Annotated in this window: 2 protein-coding genes and 1 pseudogene; all 3 read left to right on the forward strand. The window is 62.0% G+C overall.

All coding sequences use genetic code 11. The features are described from left to right. Nucleotides 1-343 (forward strand): annotated as a pseudogene (locus AUC71_RS07740) (hypothetical protein); the annotation flags it as partial. Nucleotides 344-357: 14 nt separating this feature from the next. Then, nucleotides 358-1194, forward strand: a complete 837-nt coding sequence (locus tag AUC71_RS07745; protein ID WP_083238186.1) for an ABC transporter permease — start codon at nt 358-360, stop codon at nt 1192-1194. A gap of 5 nt (nt 1195-1199) precedes the next feature. Further along, entirely contained in the window at nt 1200-1802 is a 603-nt protein-coding gene (locus tag AUC71_RS07750; RefSeq protein ID WP_069623808.1) for an SCO family protein, read from the forward strand. Nucleotides 1803-1996 lie beyond the last annotated feature (194 nt).

Consider the following 1996-nt stretch of genomic DNA (forward strand, 5'->3'; position numbering starts at 1 on the left):
CGGTCTCGCCAAGGCGCTGCTCAACGCGCCGGAGCTGCTCTTGCTCGACGAGCCGACGGCCTCGCTCGATCCCGACACCGCCGATTGGATCCGCCACAAGCTGAAGGACTATGCGCGCGAGCGTAACGCCACGCTCCTGATCGCCTCGCACAACATGGCCGAGGTGGAACGTCTCGCCGACCGGGTGATCGTGCTACAGGCGGGCCGCATCATCGAGGACGAGACACCGCGCGCGCTGATCGAGAATTACGGCCGCGAGACGCTGGAAGACGTGTTCCTCGATGTTGTGCGCGGCCGCACGGCGCAAAAGCTTGCGGCCGAGCCGGACCGGAAAGCGTCGTGACTTCGCCGCAAGCCATGCCTCGCGTGGAGCCGGTGCTCCTGCCGCCGAACGGTGTGTCCGCCTCGCTGCGCCGTATCGCCGCGCTCGTGCGGCGATATATGTATCTGCTGCGCAGTTCCGGCGTGCGCCTGGTCGAGCTGATCTATTGGCCGTTCCTCCAGATGCTGACCTGGGGCTTTCTTCAGAAATATCTCGCCGGCACGGACAATCCGTATGCGCAGGCCGCGGGCGTGCTGATCGGCGCGGTGCTGCTGTGGGACATTTTGTTTCGCTCCAAGATTGGCTTCTCCACCACGTTCATCGAGGAGATGTGGTCGCGCAATCTCGGCAATCTGCTGACAAGCCCGTTGCGGCCCTACGAGCTGGTCGCCGCGCTCAGCCTGTGGAGCATCATCAGGCTCGCCGTCAGCATGGTGCCGGTCGCCATCGCCGCATTCTTTTTCTTCGGCTTCAATCTGCTCGATCTCGGGCTCGCGCTGGTCGCCTTCTTCTTCGTGCTGGTGCTCACGAGCTGGTCGCTTGGTCTGATCGCCGCGGGCGTCATATTGCGCTACGGACTGGGCGCCGAGGAACTGGCCTGGTCGCTGGCCTTCCTGCTGCTGCCGCTCACCTGCGTTTATTATCCCGTCTCGGTGCTGCCCGAATGGCTGCAGCCGGTTGCACTCGCGCTCCCGCCGACGCATGTCTTCGAGGGCATGCGCGCGATTCTCTTGGAGCACACCTTCGACCCGACGGATCTCTTGTGGGCGCTTGGCCTGAACGCGGTTTATCTGGCCGCGGGCTATGCCACGTTCAGTTGGTTTCTCCGCAGTGCGCGGAAGAACGGCACGCTGCTGCAACTTGGTGAGTGAGGACGATGCGACGACGTTGGCTCTTGGTGATTGTCGGCGGGTTTCTGCTCGGCTCTCTGATCGGCATGGCTGCGTTGATCTTCAACACGGACATGCAGCAGAAGCGCGTGGTGACGAGTGGCACCGCGCTGATCGGCGGTCCGTTCGAGCTCGTCGGCAAGGATGGCAAGACCGTCACCGATCAGGACTTTCGCGGGCGTCATATGCTCGTGTTCTTCGGTTTCACGCACTGTCCCGACATATGCCCAGCCGAGCTTCAGGTCATGAGCGCGGCGTTGGATGAATTGGGAGCGGACGCGGACGAGGTCGTGCCGATCTTCATCACGCTCGATCCCGAGCGCGATACGCCCGAAGCGGTCTCTGCATATGTGGCGAATTTCGGTGACAACTTCGTCGGGCTCACCGGCTCGCCGGAGCAAATCGTAAAAGCGGCGAAAGCCTACCGGGTGAGCTATCAAAAGTTTCAGGACGAGAGCATGGGCGACAATTACAGCATCGACCACTCGGCGCTCGTTTACCTTATGGACCCCGACGGCAAGTTTGTTACGCACATTCCTTACGGCACACCCCCCGACAAAATGGCTGAAACACTGCGCCGTTATCTTTAGCGCGCGGCGGATGCGCCCTGCGGCCATCTGTCATTGCACTGCAGCATAGAATCACCATTTCATCTTGCGATGCAGCATTAGAATGCTGCTGAGTCGGAGGGCTCGATTAATTGACTGTACCACCTCTACGAACTGAACCAGGCCGCGTTGCATCCGGCCCGGGCCACGGCGGAGGCCTACCGGCTGCTGTGGCG

Origin of the sequence: Methyloceanibacter marginalis (genome assembly GCF_001723295.1) — a bacterium.
Classification (GTDB): Bacteria; Pseudomonadota; Alphaproteobacteria; order Rhizobiales; family Methyloligellaceae; genus Methyloceanibacter; species Methyloceanibacter marginalis.

What these genes read in the sequence shown, in the direction of transcription:
- AUC71_RS07745 (WP_083238186.1), top strand. Translation starts at nt 358, where the DNA reads ATGCCTCGCGTGGAGCCGGTGCTCCTGCCGCCGAACGGTGTGTCCGCC.
- AUC71_RS07750 (WP_069623808.1), top strand. Translation starts at nt 1,200, where the DNA reads ATGCGACGACGTTGGCTCTTGGTGATTGTCGGCGGGTTTCTGCTCGGC.